General features: G+C 75.9%; 20 protein-coding genes. 6 read left to right on the top strand and 14 right to left on the bottom strand.

Annotation, left to right across the window (positions count from 1 at the left end; all coding sequences use genetic code 11):
• Window positions 1-40: 40 nt before the first annotated feature.
• The 3 genes from ACFYML_RS28400 to ACFYML_RS28390 all read left to right on the top strand — a co-directional run bounded on the left by ACFYML_RS28400 (window position 41) and on the right by ACFYML_RS28390 (window position 3,192).
• Entirely contained in the window at window positions 41-535 is a 495-nt protein-coding gene (locus ACFYML_RS28400; protein ID WP_357435123.1) for a hypothetical protein, read from the top strand.
• Between the two features lie 113 nt (window positions 536-648).
• Window positions 649-2,055: a class II 3-deoxy-7-phosphoheptulonate synthase gene (locus ACFYML_RS28395; protein WP_387423532.1), complete on the top strand. Its 1,407-nt coding sequence runs from the start codon at window positions 649-651 to the stop codon at window positions 2,053-2,055.
• Between the two features lie 102 nt (window positions 2,056-2,157).
• Window positions 2,158-3,192, top strand: a complete 1,035-nt coding sequence (locus ACFYML_RS28390) for a threonine aldolase family protein (protein ID WP_387423531.1) — start codon at window positions 2,158-2,160, stop codon at window positions 3,190-3,192.
• Between the two features lie 131 nt (window positions 3,193-3,323).
• Here the strand turns inward: ACFYML_RS28390 and ACFYML_RS28385 are convergent, their stop codons facing one another.
• On the bottom strand, window positions 3,324-4,184 hold the full coding sequence (locus ACFYML_RS28385) for a deoxyribonuclease IV (protein WP_387423530.1): 861 nt from the start codon (window positions 4,182-4,184) through the stop codon (window positions 3,324-3,326).
• A gap of 56 nt (window positions 4,185-4,240) precedes the next feature.
• A complete protein-coding gene (pknB, locus tag ACFYML_RS28380; RefSeq protein ID WP_387423529.1) occupies window positions 4,241-6,208 on the bottom strand; it encodes a Stk1 family PASTA domain-containing Ser/Thr kinase in 1,968 nt (655 codons plus the stop codon).
• A gap of 165 nt (window positions 6,209-6,373) precedes the next feature.
• On the opposite strand from pknB, the gene ACFYML_RS28375 reads away from it, so the two are divergent.
• Complete coding sequence (locus ACFYML_RS28375; RefSeq protein WP_387423528.1) at window positions 6,374-6,748, top strand: Rv2175c family DNA-binding protein; 375 nt, start codon at window positions 6,374-6,376, stop codon at window positions 6,746-6,748.
• 117 nt (window positions 6,749-6,865) lie between these two features.
• On the opposite strand, the gene ACFYML_RS28370 is transcribed toward ACFYML_RS28375, so the two are convergent.
• Both ACFYML_RS28370 and ACFYML_RS28365 read right to left on the bottom strand, forming a co-directional pair.
• Entirely contained in the window at window positions 6,866-7,948 is a 1,083-nt protein-coding gene (locus ACFYML_RS28370) for a polyprenyl synthetase family protein (protein WP_387423527.1), read from the bottom strand.
• 9 nt (window positions 7,949-7,957) lie between these two features.
• Window positions 7,958-9,445, bottom strand: a complete 1,488-nt coding sequence (locus tag ACFYML_RS28365; RefSeq protein WP_387423526.1) for a helix-turn-helix domain-containing protein — start codon at window positions 9,443-9,445, stop codon at window positions 7,958-7,960.
• A 225-nt stretch (window positions 9,446-9,670) separates the two neighbouring features.
• On the opposite strand from ACFYML_RS28365, the gene metF reads away from it, so the two are divergent.
• Entirely contained in the window at window positions 9,671-10,588 is a 918-nt protein-coding gene (gene metF, locus ACFYML_RS28360; RefSeq protein ID WP_387423525.1) for a methylenetetrahydrofolate reductase [NAD(P)H], read from the top strand.
• Between the two features lie 45 nt (window positions 10,589-10,633).
• Window positions 10,634-11,359, top strand: coding sequence for a CDP-alcohol phosphatidyltransferase family protein (locus ACFYML_RS28355; protein WP_387423524.1), 726 nt, complete (start codon window positions 10,634-10,636; stop codon window positions 11,357-11,359).
• Between the two features lie 9 nt (window positions 11,360-11,368).
• Here the strand turns inward: ACFYML_RS28355 and ACFYML_RS28350 are convergent, their stop codons facing one another.
• The 10 genes from ACFYML_RS28350 to ACFYML_RS28305 form a co-directional block, all read right to left on the bottom strand.
• Entirely contained in the window at window positions 11,369-12,859 is a 1,491-nt protein-coding gene (locus tag ACFYML_RS28350) for a phytoene desaturase family protein (RefSeq protein ID WP_387423523.1), read from the bottom strand.
• A gap of 11 nt (window positions 12,860-12,870) precedes the next feature.
• Window positions 12,871-13,998 (bottom strand): glycosyltransferase, encoded by a 1,128-nt coding sequence (locus tag ACFYML_RS28345; RefSeq protein ID WP_387423522.1) that lies wholly within the window; start codon window positions 13,996-13,998, stop codon window positions 12,871-12,873.
• Between the two features lie 64 nt (window positions 13,999-14,062).
• A complete protein-coding gene (locus ACFYML_RS28340; protein ID WP_387423521.1) occupies window positions 14,063-14,908 on the bottom strand; it encodes a carotenoid biosynthesis protein in 846 nt (281 codons plus the stop codon).
• Window positions 14,905-15,483, bottom strand: coding sequence for a GNAT family N-acetyltransferase (locus ACFYML_RS28335; protein ID WP_357435143.1), 579 nt, complete (start codon window positions 15,481-15,483; stop codon window positions 14,905-14,907). The genes ACFYML_RS28340 and ACFYML_RS28335 overlap by 4 nt, the downstream gene beginning before the upstream one ends.
• Complete coding sequence (locus ACFYML_RS28330) at window positions 15,480-16,211, bottom strand: monooxygenase (RefSeq protein WP_387423520.1); 732 nt, start codon at window positions 16,209-16,211, stop codon at window positions 15,480-15,482. Before ACFYML_RS28330 ends, ACFYML_RS28335 begins: the two co-directional genes overlap by 4 nt.
• Before the next feature lie 64 nt (window positions 16,212-16,275).
• Entirely contained in the window at window positions 16,276-16,764 is a 489-nt protein-coding gene (locus tag ACFYML_RS28325) for a YbaK/EbsC family protein (RefSeq protein WP_387423519.1), read from the bottom strand.
• A gap of 105 nt (window positions 16,765-16,869) precedes the next feature.
• A complete protein-coding gene (locus tag ACFYML_RS28320; RefSeq protein ID WP_387423517.1) occupies window positions 16,870-17,616 on the bottom strand; it encodes a TetR/AcrR family transcriptional regulator in 747 nt (248 codons plus the stop codon).
• A gap of 100 nt (window positions 17,617-17,716) precedes the next feature.
• Window positions 17,717-18,529, bottom strand: coding sequence for an FAD:protein FMN transferase (locus ACFYML_RS28315; RefSeq protein ID WP_387423516.1), 813 nt, complete (start codon window positions 18,527-18,529; stop codon window positions 17,717-17,719).
• Window positions 18,530-18,543: 14 nt separating this feature from the next.
• Window positions 18,544-19,023 (bottom strand): FMN-binding protein, encoded by a 480-nt coding sequence (locus ACFYML_RS28310; protein ID WP_387423515.1) that lies wholly within the window; start codon window positions 19,021-19,023, stop codon window positions 18,544-18,546.
• Between the two features lie 20 nt (window positions 19,024-19,043).
• The gene (locus tag ACFYML_RS28305) at window positions 19,044-20,441 is read right to left on the bottom strand and encodes a ferric reductase-like transmembrane domain-containing protein (RefSeq protein WP_387423514.1); all 1,398 of its coding nucleotides are present in this window, start codon (window positions 20,439-20,441) and stop codon (window positions 19,044-19,046) included.
• Between the last annotated feature and the right edge of the window lie 158 nt (window positions 20,442-20,599).

Here is a 20,599-nt window from a genome sequence, read left to right as displayed (position 1 = left end):
CGCTCGGCATCTTCGATGCCCGTGCCGATGGGAGGGACCGATGGGCCTGACACACCCGAGGGTGGCGACCGGGGTGGTGCTGCTCGCGCTCCTGCCGCTGGCCCTGACCGGCTGCGGCCTCGGCGGGGACGACGGGCCCGGGGCCGCCTCCGACGGCGGGCCGCAGCGGGCGCCGGCCGAGGAGGCGGCGGCCAAGAGCCGCGAGCGGGTGCAGGCGTACCTCGACGCGATGGCGGGCAAGGACGTCGACGCCGGCCGCAGCCAGTTCTGCGCCCCCGTGCAGGCCGCCTTCGACGCCGCCGCGACGGGCCCCAACGGCGACTTCGCCGACCACTTCACCGTGCCGCAGGCCACCATCACCGATGTCCGGTCCGGCCCGAACGGCCAGGAGGTCAGCACCTCCGTCACCGTCGCCGTCGGCTCCCGCAAGGCCACCCGGGCGCTGCTGTTCACGGTCACCCGCAGTGGTGCGGACTGGTGCATCTCCGGCGAGGCCCCGGGCGGTCACACCCCCGAACCGTCGATCACCCCCTGACCCGTCCGCCCGGCTGACCTGCGGCCGGCCGGAGTGTGGCGGTGATCTCCCAACTGCCGGAACCGTCCCCCTCGGCGGCGGGTCACCCCGGCGGTCGCCGTACGCTTTCTCTCATGCGCCATGAGTGGCATCAGCTGACCCACCCGGCGGTGGGCAGCCCGGGACTCCAGACCAGCCGCCCGACCGCCGACTCCGCCGAGGACGCGGCCCTCGGCCTGGACCGCTGGCGGGAGCTGCCCCGGGCCCAGACCCCGCCGTGGCCGGACCCGGCCCAGGTCGCCGAGGTCTGCAAGGTCCTCGACACGGTGCCCTCGGTGGTCGCGCCGTACGAGGTCGACCAGCTCCGGCAGCGCCTCGCGCTGGTCTGCGAGGGCAAGGCGTTCCTGCTCCAGGGCGGTGACTGCGCCGAGACCTTCGCCGACAACACCGAGAGCCACCTGCTGGCCAACGCCCGCACCCTGCTCCAGATGGCGATCGTGCTGACGTACGGCGCATCGCTGCCGGTGGTCAAGGTGGCCCGGGTCGCCGGGCAGTACACCAAGCCCCGGTCGCTGCCGACCGACGCGCGCGGCCTGCCGGCGTACCGCGGGGACATGATCAACTCGCTGGAGGCCACGCCGGAGGCCCGGGTCGCCGACCCGCAGCGCATGATCCGGGCATACGCCAACTCGGCGGCCGCGATGAACATGCTCCGGGCGTACCTGGCCGGCGGGCTCGCCGACCTGCACGCGGTGCACGACTGGAACAAGGACTTCGTCAAGCAGTCGCCGGCCGGCGAGCGCTACGAGGCGATCGCCCGGGAGATCGACCGGGCGCTGGCCTTCATCCGGGCCTGCGGGATGACCGACGACGAGGCGCTGCGTACGGTCACCCTCTACTGCTCCCACGAGGCCCTGGCGCTGGAGTACGACCGGGCGCTCACCCGGATCTCCGGCAACCGGGCGTACGGCCTCTCCGGGCACTTCCTGTGGATCGGCGAGCGGACCCGGCAGATCGACGGGGCGCACCTCGACTTCATCTCCCGGATCGCCAACCCGATCGGCGTGAAGCTGGGCCCGACCACCACCCCGGACGAGGCCATCGAGCTCTGCGAGAAGCTCAACCCGGACAACGTCCCCGGCCGGCTCACCCTGATCAGCCGGATGGGCAACCACCGGGTCCGGGACACCCTGCCGCCGATCGTCGCCAAGGTCACCGCGGCCGGGGCCAAGGTCGTCTGGCAGTGCGACCCGATGCACGGCAACACCCACGAGTCCTCGAACGGCTACAAGACCCGGCACTTCGACCGGATCGTCGACGAGGTGCTCGGCTACTTCGAGGTGCACCGCAGCCTGGAGACCCACCCGGGCGGCCTGCACGTCGAGCTGACCGGCGAGGACGTCACCGAGTGCCTGGGCGGCGCCCAGGGCATCGAGGACCTCGACCTGCCCGACCGGTACGAGACCGCCTGCGACCCGCGACTGAACACCCAGCAGTCGCTGGAGCTGGCCTTCCTGGTGGCGGAGATGCTCCGTGGCTGACGCGAGGAGTGAGCTTGCGAGCCCCGCAGTCGGCAGCCGAAGAGATGACTGTGGCTGACGCGCGGAGTGGGCCTGCGAGCCCCGCGGTCGGCAGCCGAAAGGATGACTGTGGCTGAGTTTGTTGATCTGCGGTCCGACACGGTGACCCGGCCCACCGCCGGGATGCGGGAGGCGATGGCCACCGCCGAGGTCGGCGACGACGTGTACGGCGAGGACCCCACCGTCGCCGCGCTCGAGGCCGAGGTGGCCGCCCGCTTCGGGCACGAGGCCGCACTGTTCGCCCCGAGCGGCTCGATGGCCAACCAGATCGCGCTCCAGCTCGTCGTGCCGCCGGGTGAGGAGCTGCTCTGCGACGCCGACGCGCACGTGGTCACGTACGAGATCGGCGCGGCGGCCGCGTACGGCGGAATCTCGTCACGGACCTGGCCGGCGGTCGGCGCGGAGATCGACCCGGACGTGGTGGCCGGGATGGTCCGGCCCGACGGCTACTTCGCGGTGCCGACCCGGGCGATCGCCGTCGAGCAGACCCACAACCGGGGCGGCGGCGGGGTGATCCCCCTCGCCACGCTGCGTGAGCTGCGCCGGGTGGCCGACGACCACGGGCTGGCGCTGCACTGTGACGGCGCCCGGATCTGGCACGCGCACGTCGCCGACGAGGTGCCGCTGGCGGAGTACGGCGGCCTCTTCGACACCCTGTCCGTCTGCCTCTCCAAGGGCCTCGGCGCGCCGGTCGGCTCGCTGGTGCTGGGCAGCGCCGAGAAGATCGAACGGGCCCGGTGGATCCGCAAGCGGATGGGCGGCGGCATGCGGCAGGTCGGCATCCTCGCCGCCGCCGGCCGGTACGCGCTGGCCCACCACGTCGAGCGGCTCGCCGAGGACCACGCCAAGGCCGCCCGGCTGGCCGAGGCCGTCGCCCCGTACGGCGTGCTCGCCATGCCGGTGCGGACCAACATCGTCCCGCTCGACCTGACCAAGCACCCGCTCGACGCGAAGGCCCTCGCGGCCGCCGCCCGGGCGGCGGGCGTGCTGGTCTCGGTGCTCGGCCCGCGTACCGCCCGCCTGGTCACCCACCTGGACGTCACCGACGCCGCCGTCGACCGCGCCGCCGAGGCCCTAACCCAGATCCTCCGCGCCTAACCCCACCCCACCCCACCCCACCCCGCCCCCGCGTGTTGATCAAGGAGTTTGCGCCGCCCTCGGCGCGGCGGATTCCGACGCAAACTTCTTGATCAACGCGGGTTGAGCGGGGGTGCGAGGGAGGGGGAGGTTTAGGGGTGGAGGCGGGTGAGGGTGGCGATGTCGGCGGCGTGGCCGACATGCTTCTCCGTCGGGGTCTCCACCACGACCGGGATGCCGGCGGTGGCCGGGTGGCGCATCAGCTCGGCGAACGCCGGCTCACCGATGGTGCCCTTGCCGATGTTCTCGTGTCGGTCCCGGGTCGAGCCGCACAGATCCTTCGAGTCGTTCGCGTGCACCAGCTTCAGCCGGTCCGCCCCGACGGCGGCGACCAGGGCGTCCAGCGTGGCGGTCATCCCGCCCTCGACGGCCAGGTCGTGCCCCGCGGCCCAGGCGTGGCAGGTGTCGAAGCAGACCCCCATCATCGGGTGGCGGTCCACCGCGTCCAGGTAGGGGCCCAGGTGCTCCACCCGGGAGGCCAGCGACCGGCCGCCCCCGGCGCTCGGCTCGACCAGCAGCAGCGGCCCACCGCTCGCCGCCGCCTCGTCGAGCAGCGGCAGCAGCGCGTCGCGTACCTGGCGCATCGCCGCCTCGGCGTACCCCGCGTCCACCGCGCTGCCGGCGTGGAACACCACGCCCTCGGCACCGATCGCCCGGCCCCGGCGCAGCGCGTGCGCCAGGGTCCGGGCCGACCGTTCGACGGTGGCCGGGGTCGGGGAGCCCAGGTTGACCAGGAGCGACGCGTGGATGAAGACCGGCACCCCGCGCTCGCCGCAACCGTCCCGGAACAGCGCGTCCTGCGCCGGGTCGCCCGCCGGCAGGGCCCAGCCCCGCGAGTTGGAGACGTAGACCTGCACCACCTCGGCGCCGGCCGCGTCGACGTACGGCAGCGCCGCCTTCGCCAGGCCGCCGGAGGTGGGGGTGTGCGAGCCGACCCGCCGCCGCGCGCTCACCGGACCGTCTTTCGTTCGCGACTGCGGGGCTCGCGAACCCGGCTCACTCCTCGCGCTCACAGGCAGGTCACCGTGACCGGGGTGCCCGGCGGCACCGGCGTGTTCTCGCCCGGGTTCTGGAAGCGGGCCACCCCTGCGGGGTTGACCTGGATGTTGGCCGGGAAGCCCTGGCTCTCCAGCACCTGCTTGGCCTGATCGCACGGCAGGTCGATCACCCGGGGCACGATCACCTGCGGCGGCCCCTTGCTGATCTCCAGCTTGACCTGGGCGCCCTTCTCCACCCCGGTGCCGTCGGCCGGGCTCTGGCCGAGGATCTCGTCCTTCGGCTTGTCCGAGTCCTTGTACGACTCCACCGGGGTCAGCCCCAGCTGGGCGAGGATGCCCCGGGCGTCGTTGAGGTTCTTGCCCACCAGGTTCGGCACGGTGACCGGGGCGCGCCCCTTGCTCAGCACCACCGTCACCTTCGTGCCCGGCTTGACCACCGTGCCCACCTTCGGATCGGTGGCCATCACCACCCCGGCCGGCAGTTCGTCGTCGTACCGGGCGGAGCCCTTGACCACCACCAGCTTGGCGTCGGTCAGCTCGGCCTGGGCCAGCTCGAAGTCCTTGCCCACCACGTCCGGCACCGGCAACTGCTCCGGACCGAGCGACAGGGTCAGCGTGATCGTGCCGCCCTTGAGGATCCGGGCCGCGGAGCCCGGGTTCTGCCCCAGCACGCTGTCCTTCGGCACCTTCTCGTCATAGCGGGGGGCGGCGTAGTCGAGGGTGAAGCCGCCCCGGGCGGCCCGCGCCTCCGCCTCGGCCTTGGTCAGGCTCACCAGCTGCGGGGCGACCGTGTAGCGCCCCACCCCGAACCACCAGCCGCCGAGCGCGGCCACCAGGCCGAGCACCACGGCCGCCGCGGCGACCGCCAGCCGGCCCCGGGGCGAGCCCATGATCCGGGTACGCAGCCCAGCCAGCCCGGAGCCCGGGTCGTTGCCGGCGGACCAGTGGCGGTGCGGGTGCTGCCCGCCACCCTCGGGCAGCCGGGCCCAGGCGGGACGCTCGGCCGGGCGGACCGCCGCCACCACCATGGTCGGCTGGGTCATCGGGTTCTCGTCGCTCACCTGCCGCAGCACCGCGGTGTGGGCGTTACCCAGGCCGTCCCGGGCCACCTGCACCTCGGCCAGCAGCGCGCCGGCGTCGGTGGGGCGGGCGTCCGGGTCGCGCCGGGTGGCCCGGCCGACCAGGTCGTCGAGGACCTTCGGCAGGCTCGGGACCAGCGCCGACGGCGGCGGTACGTCCCGGTCGACGTGCTGCCAGGCGACGTCCACCGGGCGGTCGCCGTCGTACGGCACCCGGCCGGTGAGCATCTCGAACAGCACGATGCCGGCGGAGTAGACGTCGGTGCGTGGGTCCGCGTGGCCCTCGGTGACCAGCTCCGGGGCCACGTACGCCACGGTGGCCATGAGCTGGTTGCCGTTCTCCTCGGCGCTCGCCTCGACCGCGCGGGCCAGCCCGAAGTCGGCCACCTTGACCACGCTGTCCACCAGGTTGCCGGTGCCGCCGGCGGGCGCCTCGGCGACCAGCACGTTCTCCGGCTTGACGTCGCGGTGCACCAGGCCGGCACGGTGCGCGGCGGCGATCGCGGCGAGCATCTGCTCGGCGATCGCCAGGGCCTCGTCCGGGTTGAGCCGGCGCCGCTCGGCGAGGACGTCGCGCAGGGTGCGGCCCCGGACGTACTCCATCACCAGATAGGGGAGGCCGGCGTGGGTGCCCTGGTCGTAGACCGCGACCACGTTCGGGTGGGTCAGCCGGGCGATGGTCTTCGCCTCGTCGGTGAACCGCTCCACGAAGCCGGCCATCCGGGCCCGGGCCTCGGGGGCCTGGGTCGGGTGAATGATCTTGACCGCCACGGTGCGCTCCAGGCGCTCGTCGGTGGCGGTGTACACGGTCGCCATGCCGCCACGGGCCACGCGACCGCGAATGCGGTAGCGCCCGTCGATCAGCGAGCCCAGCAACGTGTCGGCGACCTGTGTGTCCATCGGCAGGCAGTCTATGTGTCAGGAGGGTGAAGGTTGAACAGGATGCTACAGCCGACGGCCGACGATGGTCCCGCCGCGCGTGTCCGGCCTGGTCGCGCCGCGTCCGGAAGCGGCGGACGGGGGTGCCGCCGCCCGGGCCGTCCCGGCACGTGGCAGGGTGGTCGGGTGACCGAATCCGTACCCGCCGGCGCCGACCTGCCCGGACCGACCGACCCGGCCGGCTGGCTGACCCTGCCGGATGTGGCCGAGCGCCTCGACCTGTCGATCAGCAAGGTGCATCAGCTGATCCGCGACCGGGAGTTGATCGCGGTCCGCCGCGACGGCGTCCGCCGCGTCCCGGCCGACCTGGTGGCCAACCGCACCGTGCTCAAGCACCTGCCCGGCGTGCTCAACCTGCTCGCCGACGCGGGGTACGACGATGAGGCGGCGCTGCGCTGGCTCTACGAGGAGGACCCCACCCTCCCCGGCACGCCGGCCGCCGCCCTCGGCGGCGACCAGGCCCGCGAGGTCAAACGCCGCGCCCAAGCCCTCGGCTTCTAACCCCACCCACCCCCCGGGGACCCGCCCGTTGATCATGAGGTTGGCGGCAGTTGTCGCGATCAACTCAGCCGCCAACCTCATGATCAACAGCGGAGGTGGGGGGTGGGTGGGGTGGGGTCAGTCGGTGCGGCGGGTGGCGGCGATGGCCAGGTCGACCAGGGCCTGCCGGGCCTCGGTGTCCAGATCGACCGTGGTGAGGGCGGCCAGCGCGCTCTCGGTCAGCCCGGCGATCCGCCGCTCGGTACGCTCCAGCGCCCCGCTCGCCGTGATCAGCTCGCGCAGCCGGGTCACCCCGGCGGCGTCCAGCCCCGGGTCGCCGAGCCCGCCGAGCAGCAGCTCCCGGCCCGCGCCGTCGACCGCCTCCAGGGCCGCCGCCACCAGATACGTCCGCTTGCCCTCGCGCAGGTCGTCGCCGGCCGGCTTGCCGGTGCGCCCCGGATCCCCGAAGACCCCCAGCACGTCGTCGCGCAGCTGGAACGCCTCGCCCAGCGGCAGCCCGTACGCCGAGTACGCCGCGTGCACCTCGGCCGGGGCGTCGGCCAGCGCGGCGCCCAGCAGCAGCGGCCGCTCGACCGTGTACTTCGCCGACTTGTAACGGGCCACCTTGCCGGCCCGCTCCCGCGAGGTGTCCCCGGTGGCCTGGGTCAGCACGTCGAGGTACTGCCCGACGGTCACCTCGGTGCGCATCTCGTCGAAGACCGGGCGGGCCCGGGCCACCGTACGCGGGTCGAGGCCGGCGGCGTGCAGCAGCTCGTCCGACCAGACCAGGCAGAGGTCGCCCAGGAGGATCGCGGCCGCGTCACCGAAGCCGTCCGGGTCGCCGCTCCAGCCGGCCGCCCGGTGCCGGGCCGCGAACCGCCGGTGCACGGCCGGCTCACCGCGCCGGGTGTCCGAGCGGTCCATCAGGTCGTCGTGGATCAGGGCGCTGGCCTGCACGAACTCTAGCGCGGCCAGGGCCGCCACCACCTGGTCGGAGTCGAGCCCGCCGGCCCCCCGGTAGCCCCAGTACGCGAAGGCCGGACGCAGCCGCTTCCCGCCTCTCAGCACGAACGCCTCGATCGCCTCGGCGACCGGCACCAGGCCGTCGTCGACCGCGGTCAGCCAGCCGCGCTGGCCGGCGAGGAACTCGGTGAGGGCCTTGTCGATCCGCTGGCGCAGGCCGGCGCGGTCGACGGGGGATACGGGAGCAGCGTGGGTCACGCGTGAACGCTAGCCGGTCCCCGCCGATCGCGTCGTGCCGCCATGGCGGGGTTTCGACGGGGGTCGACGGGATCGCGCCGCCCCGGCCCCGCCCGCCGCACCGACCGGCAGGTACGGGCGGGCCGCCGCGAGCAGGCCCGCGTACCGCCGGGCCGCCGGCTCGTCGCGGTGCGCGGCCAGCCGTCGGCGTACCCCGGTGAGCTGGCCGACCGCCCGGGGCGAACCGGACCGGACGGCGTCGAGCAGCGCCTCGCCGGCCACCGCGCAGGCCCCCGCCACCTCGCCGAGCTGGAGGTAGCCCCGGGCCAGCCAGCCGCCGTAGACGGCGGCGCGGCGCGGCCGGTCCCGCCCGCGGGCTGCCGGCCCGAGCAGCGGCACGGCGGGCCCCGGACGGCCCAGCGCGACCAGGGTGCGGCCGGTCAACGCGGACAGCTCGGCCTCGTCCAGCCAGTACAGCCACGGCGGTTCCCGGCCCGGCTCGGGCCCGCCGGTCCGGTCGGCGGCGTCGAGGGCCGGCCGGGCGGCGCGCGGCCGGCCGGCCAGCGCGGCGGCGAACGCCACCCGGTGCAGCAGCAGCGCCCGCAGCCCGGGGGAGGCGGCGTCGCGGGCACCGGCGTAGCCGATCCGGGCCAGGGTCAGCGCTCCCACCGGGTCCCCGGCGCCGGCCAGCAGGTGGCTGGCCGACCCGAGGACGTGCCCGGCGAACGCGGGGTCGCCGGCCGCCACCGCCGCCCGCAGTGCCAGCCGGTAGCCGTCCAGGCCGCCGGTCAGGTCCCCGGCGTCGGCCGCGAGCCAGCCCGCGAGCTGGGCCGACTCGGCCAGCCCGGGCAGCAGCCGGCGGCGGCCGGCCGGCCCGGCGACGGTGAACGCGCGGGCCGTGTGGCGCAACCGCTGGGCGCCGTGGCCGGCCAGGTCCGCCCCGCCCAGCAGGTCGTCCCAGCGTCGCAGCTCGGCCAGGTCGCCGCCGGCGGGCACCGCCGGCCGGCCCGGCACCCGGCCGGCCGGCCCGCCCGTCACCCCGGCCAGGGTCGGCTCGCCCGCCACCAGGTCCGGAGCAGGTCCGGCGGGCTCCCGGTCGGGGCGCGACCCCCCGCCGGCCGGCCCGGTCAGGGCGTGGCCGGCGAGCGGACCGCCCAGCGCCGCCCCGGTCGGGTCGGCCGCCCAGCGGTGCGCCAGGGTGAGCAGGGCCAGCCGCGCCCGGGAACCGGCCCGGTCGACCGCCGCCGGCACGGCGCCGAGCCGTCGGCTGTGCGCCGCGGCCTCGGCCAGCAGCTCGCCCGGCACCCCGAGGACCACGGCGAGCCAGCCCAGCCAGAAGTCGCCGGGCAGCCGGCGCTGCCGTTCCCACCGGGAGACCTCGTGTCTCGTCAGGGTCGGCACGCCGGACGCGGCGCAGAGCTCGGCGGCGACCCGCTGCTGGCTCCAGCCGCGTGCTGACCGCAGCTCGGCCAGGAGCGGCCCGAACAGGCGCGGGCCGGGTGGCGGGATGGGGATCATCGGTCCTCCGGAGGGCGTCGGCGCGGTGCGACGCGGACGCCCGGCAGTGCCGGCCCGGCGCGCCGCCGGTCGTGCTGACCCCCGCGCGGGCCCCGGGGGACCGGCCATCGGCCGGCTCCCTCCGCGCCGCCCCTTTTTACTCCCAGGGTGCGACGCTTTGCCCGGCTCCGCTCGCGGGCTGGGAAGACCCTGGGTACGAGGGGACGGGCCGGTTACAGTCGGGACGTGGCGCTCGGTCTTCCCTCGGTCCTCCCGAACCCTCAGCCGGCCATCGGGGAGCTGATCCGCGACGGCCAGCCGACCTTCTCGTTCGAGTTCTTCCCGCCCAAGACCCCACCGGGGGAGCGCCTGCTCTGGCAGGCCATCCGCGAGCTGGAGTCGCTGCGCCCCTCGTTCGTCTCGATCACCTACGGCGCGGGCGGCTCGACCCGGGACACCACGGTCGCGGTGACCGAGCGGATCGCCACCGACACCACTCTGCTGCCGATGGCGCACCTGACCGCGGTGAACCACTCGGTCGCCGAGCTGCGGCACGTCATCGGCCGGCTGGCCTCCGTCGGCGTACGCAACGTGCTGGCCGTGCGGGGCGACCCGCCGGGCAACCCGGGCGGCGAGTGGGTCCGGCACCCGGAGGGCGTGCGATACGCCGAGCAGCTGGTCCGGCTGGTCCGCGACGCCGGTGACTTCAGCGTCGGGGTGGCCGCCTTCCCGTACAAGCACCCGCGCTCACCCGACGTGGCCAGCGACACGAGGTACTTCGTCCGCAAGTGCCAGGCGGGGGCCGAGTTCGCCATCACCCAGATGTTCTTCGACGCCGACGACTACCTGCGGCTGCGGGACCGGGTGGCGGCCGCCGGCTGCGACACCCCGATCCTGGCCGGCGTGATGCCGGTGACCCAGCTGGGCACCATCGAGCGGTCCGTCCAGCTCTCCGGCGCGCCGTTCCCGCCGGCCCTGGCGGAGCGGTTCGCGCGGGTGGCCGACGACCCGGAGGCGGTCCGCCGCCTCGGCATCGAGCAGGCCAGCGAGATGTGCGCGAGGCTGCTGGACGAAGGCGTGCCGGGGATCCACTTCATCACCCTCAACCGGTCCACCGCCACCCGCGAGGTCTGGCAGCATCTCCAGGCCGCCGCGCGGGTGTGACCAGCTGGCCCACGCCACCCGCACCGCCCTTCTACGGTTGATTCCGTGGTGGGCACACAGCTGAACTGGGACCAGTACGCGGCCGCGTGGGCGCGGCTGCACGGCGGGTTCGACCCCCGCGCGGCCGCGCCGGTGGTCCGCGCCTGGCTGCGGTTCTCCTACCACGTGGGCTACATCCTGGGCCGGCTGCGGGTCGGCCCGACCCCGGTGACCGTGGTCGGGGTGCTGCTCTGCGTCGGCGTACCGCTGCTGGTCGGGCGACCGGGCGACGGGCCGTTCCTCGGCGCACTGCTCGTGCTGCTCGCCGCGGTGGCGGACAGCGTCGACGGCGCGGTCGCGGTGGTCACCAACCGCACCACCCGGCTCGGCTACGTCTACGACTCGGTCGCCGACCGGCTCGGTGAGGCCGCCTGGCTGACCGCGTTCTGGCTGCTCGGTGCGCCGGGCGCGCTGGTCGCCGCAGCCGGCGGCCTGTCCTGGCTGCACGAGTACGTCCGGGCCCGGGCGATCGCCGCCGGGATGCGGGAGGTCGGCGTGGTGACCGTGGGGGAGCGCCCCACCCGGGTGTGCGTGGCCCTGGTCGGGCTGGTGGTCGCCGGTCTCACCGGGTTGCTCGACGCCGACGTGACCGCCGGCACCAGCACCATGGTCACCACGGTCTGGGTGCTGCTGGCCGGCTACGGCCTCGGGCAGCTCCTCGCCGCCGTCCGCCGCGCGCTGATCGACGCCGACCGACCCGCCGAGCAGCCCGCCCGAACCCCGGGCCGTTGACCGGGGTCCTCACGCCCAGGCCGGGCCGATCTCGTCGGCGACGATCTGGGCCGACAGGGTGACCATCGGGAGCCCGCCCCCGGGGTGGCTGGAGCCGCCGACCAGCCAGAGCCCGTGCGCCGGGCCCCGGTTGGCCGGGCGCAGCAGGCCACCCGCCGTGCCGTAGATCGCCCCGCCCGGCGTGCCGGTGGCCGCGTCCAGGTCGGCCGGCGTACGGATCTCGCGGAACACCAGCCGGTCCCGGACGTCCACGCCCCGCTCGGCGAGCACGTCGAGGATCCGGTCGGCGTACGCCTCGGCCAGCCCCGGTCGCCGCCAGTCGACCGCGCCCGCGGCGGTGCCGTGGCGCGCGGCGTTGACCAGCACGAACCACGCCTCGTGCCCGGCCGGGCGGACGGTGGGATCGTCGGCCACGGTGACGAAGACCGTCGGGTCGAGGGCCGGCCGGGCCCGCACCCCCCGCCCCGGGGCGCCGAAGACCGCGTCGAACTCGGCGTCAGTGTCGCGGGGGAAGAAGACGGTGTGGTGCGCCAGCCCGGAGTCGCCGCGTACGCCGAGCAGCAGGACGAAGCCGGCCAGGCTGCGGTCGGTGAGCCCGGCCAGCCGGCGCGGGGTGGGCAGCAGGTCCCGGTAGAGGGTGAGCGCGTCCACGTTGGCCACCACCACGTCGGCGGGGACTCCGGCGGTGCCGTCGGCGAGGCGTACCCCGTGCACCCGGCCACCGGCCGCGTCGATCCGGGTGACCGCGGTCCCGGTCCGCACCACCACCCCGAGGTCCAGGCAGCGCGACAGCAGCGCGTCGGCGAGGCTGCCCAGCCCACCGCGCAGATACCAGCCGCCGTACGCCAGCTCGGCGTAGGGGACGGCGACCAGCGCGGCCGGGGCGCGGCGCGGGTCGGCGCCGGTGTAGGTGGCGTAGCGGTCGAGCAACATCCGCAGCCGCGGGTCGGACAGGTGGCTGCGGCCGACGCCGCGCAGGGAGCGGCCGGGGCCGATCGCGGCCAGGTCGCCGAGCCGCCAGGCCAGCGCGGCCAGGTCCCGGGGGGAGTCGACGGTGCGGCGCAGGACGTCCCGGTGCGACGCCCTCCAGACCCGGGTGGCCCGCCGCCAGAGCCGCTGCCAGTCCGCGGCGGCCCGGTCCCCGAACGCCGCGCCGATCCGGGCGGCGAACTCGGCCGGGTCGGCGCACGAGTCCAGGGTGGGACCGCCGCCGGGGAAGACGTGCCGGACGATCGGGTCCAGCGGCACCAGGTCCAGGTACTCGTCGAGCTTCGCGCCGGTCGCCTCGAACAGGTCGTGGAAGACCTGCGGCAGGGTGACCAGGCTCGGCCCGGTGTCGAAGCGGTACGACCCCTCGGGGGCGTCGTGGACATACCGGCCGAGCTTGCCGCCGACCGTGTCGGCGCGCTCGAAGACGGTGACCTCGTGCCCGGTGACCGCCAGCCGAGCGGCGGCGGCCAGCCCGCCGACCCCGGCGCCGATGACCACGATCCGCGCCATGCCGCGCCCCCCTAGCCGACCGGACGACCCCGCCAGGTGAGCCGGCGTCGCTTCCGCAGATGGTACGACCGCAGGGTCAGCCAACCGAGGACCACGACCGACACGGGGTGTGTCAGCGCGTCGGGCCAGGCCCGCCCGCCGGTGGCCCGCGCCGTGACCACCCGCCCGGCGACGCCCAGCAGGTAGGCCAGGAACGCGAGCCCGGCGACCGCCGGCGCGCCGGCCGCCAGCGTGCCCACCGCGATCAGCGGGGGCGCGGTCCAGAGCAGGAGCAGCAGCGCCACCACCAGCACGGCGGCACCGGGGTGCCCGAAGGAGGCCCAGAGCGACTTGGTGTAGCCGTCGCGCAGCTGCGGCCAGTTCTCGTACATCCGGCAGGCGGCCAGCCGGGAGCCGTCGGCCAGGGCGATCCGCCCGCCCGCGCGCTTCACCGCCCGGGCCAGCTCGATGTCCTCCAGGACCCGGTCGGCGACCGCCGCGTGCCCGCCGGCCCGCAGGTAGCCGGCCCGGTCCACCACCAGGAACTGGCCGCCCGCCGCGGCCAGCGACGGCCGCGGCGAGCGCTCCATCGCGCGCAGCGGCAGGAAGGTCAGCCACAACCACTGCAGCAGCGGCTGCACCAGCCGGTCGGCCGCCGTCCGCACCACGATCCGGGGGTACGCCGACAGCAGCGCCGCGTCCGCCGCGCGCAGCTCGGTCACCGCCGCCGCGACCGCGTACGGGGTGAGCACCACGTCGGCGTCGACGAAGGCCAGCACCGCCGGGGCCGGGCCGGTCCGGGTGGCGAGCTGCCAGCAGGCGTGCGGCTTGCCCAGCCAGCCCGGCGGCGGGGCGGCCCCGCTGAGCAGGGTGAGCCGCGGGTCGTCGCCGGCCACCGCGCGGACCACGTCGGCGGTGCCGTCGCCTGAGTTGTCGTCGAGCACCACGATGCGCAGGTCGGGCACCCCGCGCTGGGCGAGCAGCGCGCGCAGGCACGGCGCCACCCGGTCGGCCTCGTCGCGCAGCGGCAGCAGCACCGCCACCGCCTCGGTCACCTCGACCGGGCCGGCGGCGGGGCGGCGCAGCCAGCGGGTGGCGTTGACCCAGGTGTGCGCGGTGAGCGCGGCGACCGCGACGGCCAGGGCGAGGACAGCGCTCATGCCGTCGCCGCCCTACCGGCGACACCATCCGGCACCGACACACTGAGCTGGCCGATTCGCTCGCTCATGCCGGCGCGTCGACGCCGGGGCGGGCCGCCACGTCCACCTCCCGGCGCTCGGGGACGCGACGGCGGGCCCGCAGCAGCGCCACCGCCAGCGGTACGGCGGCCACCGCCATGCCGGCCCCGCCCCACACCGCCGAGGCCGGCAGGCGGAGGAAGACCGCGTGCGCCAGCACACTGGCGGCGTACGTCCACAGGTAGAGCGCGAACATCGGCGCGTCCCGCCCGTCGGTGCGGTCGAGGGCCGGCCCGGCGAGCGGCCGCAGCGCCGCCGCCAGCAGCAGCGCGAAGAGCAGCCAGCCGAGGTAGTTGCTGGCCGGGACGCCGGGCAGGCCGGGCAGGGCGGGGCCGACGTCCCGCCAGACCCAGTAGCCCTCGGCCACCATCTGCGGGTCGAGGAAGAGGTCCCAGGCGGCCAGCCCGACCGCGGCCAGCGCGATCCGGCCGGCGCGGCGGAAACGCACCCCGCCCGCGGTGGCCGGCCGGGTCAGCCGGACCGCGGTGAGCCAGGCCGGCCAGGCCATCCAGGTCCAGGCCAGCGGGATGATCAGCGGCACTCCGGCCAGCTTCGGGCCCAGCTCGCCGGAGTAGTCGTAGCTGCCGAACGGGAAGCCGGTGGCCACCCCGAGCGCCTCCACGGCGAACCCGCCGCCGGTGGCCACCGCGACCACCGCGACCGCGGTACGCGTACCGCGGGTGAGCAGCGCGTGCCCGACGGAGAGCAGGTATCCGAGCACGACGGTGGCCACGGCCAGCCCGGCCCGGCTGGCGCCGGCGGTGAGCGGGTAGCCGATCTGGGCGAGGACCAGGCCGGCCAGCAGCGCCCAGGGCAGCCGGCCCCGGATCACGGCCCGGCCGGGGCAGGGGCGCCGCCGGGGCCGGGCGGGGGCAGCGGCAGGTCCCGGCCGAGCACGCCGAACGGTCGCTCGTCCCCCGGGAAGTGGAAGTTGCGCAGGATGTCGACGAAGCCGAACCGCCGGTACAGCCGCCAGGCCCGGGACTTCTGCTCGTCGGCCTCCGGCGTGGACAGCAGGGTGGTCGTCCCCTCCGCCATGGTGAGCAGGGCACGCAGCTGGCCGGCGCCGAGGCCGTGCCCCTGCGCGGGCGGGCGGACGTGCAGCTCGACCACCTCGAAGCAGTGGGGCAGCCAGCGCTGCCGCGCCTCGGTGTCCAGCGCCCGGTGCACCTGGTCGTGCCACCACTGGCCGGCGGCACCGAGGTAGCCGTACCCGAAGCCGGCCAGGTGCCCCTCGCTGGTGAGGCTGGCGACGGCGCGGAAGCCGGGGCGGCGGACGTGGGTGGCGATGTAGCCGCGCCGGGCCTCCAGCAGGTCGGCGCGGTAGCCCATCGCCTCGCCGTAGACGGCCACCACGTCGTCCAGCCGCCGGACCAGATCGTCCGGCGTCCACCGCACCAACCTCATGCGTGTCCTCTCGCCGTTTCCGGATCGCCCTCGGCGACCCACCCCAGCACCGCCCGGTCGCCGACCACGTCGTCGACGGCGAATCGGGCGAACAGCTCCTCCGCGTACCAGCCCTCGGCGGGGGTACGCGTGATCGCGGCGCGATGCTCGGGCTGACGGTACGCGAACGCGACCAGGTCCGCCGGGGCGCGCCACACACTGACGGTGCCCTGCCAGCCCAGCGGGGCCTCGCCGACGCCGAACCGGGCGAGCAGCCCGGGCGCGGCGGGCAGGGCGGCGGCTACCGGCGGGACCGCCCGCCAGAAGGTGACCGCGCGGCGGGCGCGCAGCCGGGCCCGGGTCAACGCCAGCACCGGCCCGGTGACCGGGCCGCCGGACGGCTCGCCGAACGGCCGGCGGCCGGACCACGCGCCCCGGCTGGTCAACGGGCGCAGCTCCAGGCGGACCGAGGAGCGGGCGATCCGGGCCCAGGACCGGCCCACCAGGGAGGCGTCGAATCCGGCCGCCGCGGCCGGGGAGTCCCAGGCCACCAGCGCGGCCCACCGGGTCGGGTCGGCGTCGCCGGGGCCGAAGCCGGTGCCGGTCCCGGTGCCGAGCAGCTTGGCGAACCGGACGCCGGGGGCCCGGCGCAGTCGCGGCGGGTGGACGGCCATCCGGAGCAGCGCGCCGGGCACCGCGACCGGGTGGATCCGCCACACGTGCAGCGTGACGAGTCCCGGCGGGCTCACGCCACCGCCCCGCTTCGCCCCGCGGCGTGAGCCGCCTCGCTGCTGAGCTTGATGGTTCGCTCGCTCACGCCACTTCGGCGGGGGCGCCGGAGGTGATCCGCAGCAGCTCCGCGTACGTGGTGGGGAAGACCGCCTGCGGCACGCCGCCGGCCGCCCACACCTCGTCGTACGCCCGCAGGGCGGTGTCGACCACGGTGCGCAGCGGCCGGGGGTGGCCGACCGGGGCGACCCCGCCGATCACCTGACCGGTGTGCCGCTTGACGAACTCCGGGGTGGCCCGGCGCAGCCGGGTTACCCCGAGGGACGCGGCCAGCCCGGCGGTGTCCACCCGGTGCGCGCCCGAGGTGAGCACCAGCAGCGGCGCGTCGTCCGCGTCGAAGACGAGCGAGTTGGCGATGGCGCCGACGCCGACGCCGAGCGCCTCGGCGGCCGCCGCGGCGGTGTGCACCGCCTCGGGCAGCAGGCGGACCCGGCTCGGCCCGCCGGAACCGTCGCGGGCGTCCGCGTCGTCGAGCGTCCGCTGCACCGCCTGCACGTTCGGGTGTGGCTGCATGCCGTTCATTCTCCCGGTTCGGTTGCCGCCCGGTTCACCCGGCCACGCCACGTCCGTGACCGGCGCCGGTGATCACGGAGGTCGCCGTCCCGACGAACGGCCGGGTCATGACCGCGGTGGGATCCGTCCGGTGGCGCGGGCGGTGATCAGCGCCTCGATGCCGTCGAGGATGCGGGCGAGCCCGAAGTCGAGGGCCTGGTCGCCGTCGGCCTGGTGGGCGGCGGAGCGCACGGCGGCGTCGAGCGACGGGAAGTGGTCCGCACGGCCGCGCAGCAGCGCGACGAGTCCGGCCTCGCTGTGCTGGCCTGGCGTGTCGGCGGTGGTCGACGCGTGCTGGGCCAGGTTGGCGGCGTACCCGGCCAGGAGCACCACGACGTCGAGCTGCTCGTCGCCGGTCAGCCCGGTGCCGGTGAGGGCGGCGACGGCGCGTTCCAGCCAGGCCAGCTCGTTCGGGCCGTGCAGCCGAGGGCCGCAGGTGGCCGCAGGGGCCCACGGGTGGCGGCGGAACCGGCAGAGCATCTGCCGGGTCCAGTCGTCGAGCCGGCCGCGCCAGTCGGCGCCCTCCGGCGGCAGGGGTGGCTCGCCCACCGCCGCCTCCAGCATCAGGGCGACCAGCTCGGCCTTGCCGGGCACGTACCGGTAGAGCGCCATCTTGGTGACGCCCAACGCCTCGGCCACCCGATGCATGGTGAGTCCGTCCAACCCCTCGGCATCGGCGATGGCGATGCCGGCCTGGGCGATCACGGTGAGGGTGAGGGTGGGGCGGGGGCCGCGGCGGGGCGGGGTCCGCGGGCCCCACAGCAGTTCGTAGAGCTTTCGGTTGTCGACGGCCCCGCTGTTCATCCGCTCCATGATCCTCCTCCGGGCCGGTCTTGTCGCGGACCCAAAACTGTGTCTAGGGTACGCTGTGTCCGACGGATGCAGTTAAGCCGGTTGGGGGAGGCCGGCCTGACTATGCGGCGCGGGCCGGAGCCGCCGGTCGAGAGCCGGGCCAGTTCGGGGTGGCCCGGACCCGACCGGCGGCCTCCACCAGCAGGGCCGCGTAGCCGTCCAGGGTGGCCAGCCAGTCGAGTGCGTCCGTGCCCCGGGCGGCGGCCGCGGTGGCGTACACGTCGGCCCAGAGCAGCTCGGGGCCGACCACGGTGACCGACCGGACGGCCTCGGCGGGCCGGCCGGCGCGCGGGTCCAGGATGTGCGCGCCGCGCCGTGCGGTGCCCGAGGTGGCGACGGCACCGCCCGCCCGCTCGACCACGTCGAGCATCCGCTCGGGGTGGTCGGGGTCCTCCACCCCGACCCGCCAGGCCGGCCGGCCCGGCGCGGTACGCAGCAGCACGTCCCCGCCGGCGTTGAGGCAGAGGTCGTGCTCGGGCAGGTCGGCGAGATGCCGGGCGGCGCGCTCCACCGCCCATCCCTTGACCAGCCCGGACGGGTCGAAGCCGGTGCCGCCGCCGGGCAGCGGCAGGCGCCGGGCGTCGAACCAGCCGCCGGTGCGGGCGCGGGCCAGCTCGCAGAGCTCCACCACCTCGCGCACCACCGGCTCGGCGGTGGCCAGGTCGGGCAGCGCGCCGCCGAGCCGGCCCAGCACGCTCTCCGGCCGGTACGTGCTGAACACCGCGTCCACCTCGCCCAGCTCGGCGAAGACCCGCTCCACCCGCGCCGCCACCGCGTCGGTGTGCACCTCCGGCCCGCGCAGGTGCACGCTCACCGGCAGCCCCATCACCTGCACCACCCAGGCCCGCCGGTCCAGTTCCATCGTCAGGTTCATCGTCGCCACCCTGTTCACTTCAGGTGCGCCGCGTCGATCGCGGACTGGAGGGACTCGCGGTAGCCGTCGCTGGTGACGGTGGCCCCGGAGACGGTGTCGATCCGGGCGCTCTGCGCGGCCAGGGCCTCCTGCCGCAGGACCGGCACCGCGAAGTCGTTGATCTCCTGGTCCCGGCGGTTGCCGTCCGGCACCTGCACCGCCGTGACGTCGGTGATCTTCCCGCCGGAGACGGTGATCCGCACCTGCACCGGCCCCCACCGGGTCTGCGCCACCGACCCGGTGACCGTGCCGCCGGAAGAGGCGCCTCCCGACGAGCCGGCGCCGGTGGAGCCGTCCGCACCGGTCGCGGTCCCGGGGTTCGTCACCACCCCGTCGGATCCGCCGCCGGCGACCGCGCTGCTCGCCCCGCCCGGGCCCATCGTGCTGGTCCGGTAGCTGAACAGCAGCACCAGGGCCGCCACGGTGGAGAGCAGCCAGAGGGTGATCCGTCGCACGGATCCTCCTTTCGTGCCTGTCACCAGGCGAACCGTTCGTGATGGGTGTGCGCGTCGGGAACCCCCGCCGCGCGGGTCGCGGCGCGGGCGGCGTCGACCCAGCCGTCCGGTCCGCAGAGGAAGACGTCGTGACCGGAGATGCCGGGGGAGAGCCGGCGCAGCGCCTCCGCGTCGGACAGCCCCTCGGCGTACGCGGGCAGCCACGCCGGGCGGGCCGCCCGCGGGCCGACCAGGTGGTGCACCACCAGCCCCCGCTCGGTGGCGAGCTGGTCCAGCTCGGCCCGGAAGGCCAGATCCGCCGGGGTGCGCGCGCGGTAGAGCAGCACCGCCTCGCCGGGGGCGTACGGCAGCTCCCAGAGCAGTGCCAGCAGCGGGGTGATCCCGACCCCGCAGGCGAGCATGGTGATCCCGCCGCCGCGCCAGTGCTCCCCGGTCAGGCGCCCGTACGGCCCCTCGACCAGCACCTTCGTGCCGGGGCGCAGGGCGGCCACCCGGGCGCTGTCGTCGCCGAGGTCCTTGACGGTGATCCGCATCAGGTCCCCGTTCGGCGGCGCCGACAGCGAGTACGGGTGCGCCCGGGACCAGCCGGGGCCGTCCAGGAACCGCCAGAGGAGGAACTGCCCGGCCCGGGCGGGCAGCCGGTGCAGGTCGCGCCCGCGCAGCCAGACCGAGGTGACCCCGGGCGCCTCGGGCACCACCGCGGCCACCTCGATCCGGTGCCGCAGCGACCGCCAGACGGGCAGCCCGAGCCGGTAGACCAGCACGCTGGCCAGCGCCAGCAGGTAGACCGTCCACCAGTAGGCGCGGGCCGCCGCCGAGCCGACGAAGTCGGCGCCGGTCCAGAGCTGGTGCGGCAGCGCCAGCGCGACGCCGAGGTACGCGTACAGGTGCAGCAGGTGCCAGGACTCGTAGCGCAGCCGGCGCCGGGCCGCGCGGACCGAGGCCACCACCACCAGCACCAGCAGGGCCAGCGCCGCGGTGGCCAGCAGCATCCCGGGGTACGTGACGACCAGGTCCCAGGTCTCGGCCAGCACGCCCTGCCGGGCCGTGCCGGCGTACCCGAGGATGGTCAGCACCACGTGGGCGAGCAGCAGGTGGAACGAGGCGAAGCCGGCGAGCCGGTGCCAGCGGGCGATCCGGTCCTGACCGAAGCGCCGCTCGATCAGCGGCACCCGGGCCATCAGCACCACCTGGATGAGCATCAGGTCGGCGCTGACCAGACCGGCGAGCCGGCCGAGCGAGGTGAGGCCGGTGGCGAGGCCGCCCAGCAGTTCCTGCACCCCGCGGTCGGCGGTCCAGAGGGCGGTGACGACCAGCAGGCTGAGCACCGCGGCCGTGCCGGCGACGTCGGCCCACCAGGCGGGGACCGCCGGCAGGGTGCGCCGCCCGGTCCGCCGGTCGGCGACGGCGGCGGTCACCGGCGGGTTTCTTCGGTTCGGCTCACGTTCATGAAGCCACTCTGGGCCGGGGAACTCGACGCGCCCTTTGCCGAAGCTGTGGGCCGGCTGAGAATCCGGCTCGCCTCTCGCGTGTCCCGGGCGACGCGCCGGGCCCGGGGTGATCGGCACGCCCGGGC

The sequence above is a fragment of the Micromonospora sp. NPDC007230 genome (assembly GCF_042869115.1).
GTDB lineage: Bacteria > Actinomycetota > Actinomycetes > Mycobacteriales > Micromonosporaceae > Micromonospora.
Note: the sequence above shows the minus strand (reverse complement) of the source record. Positions and strands in the feature narration are given on the sequence as shown.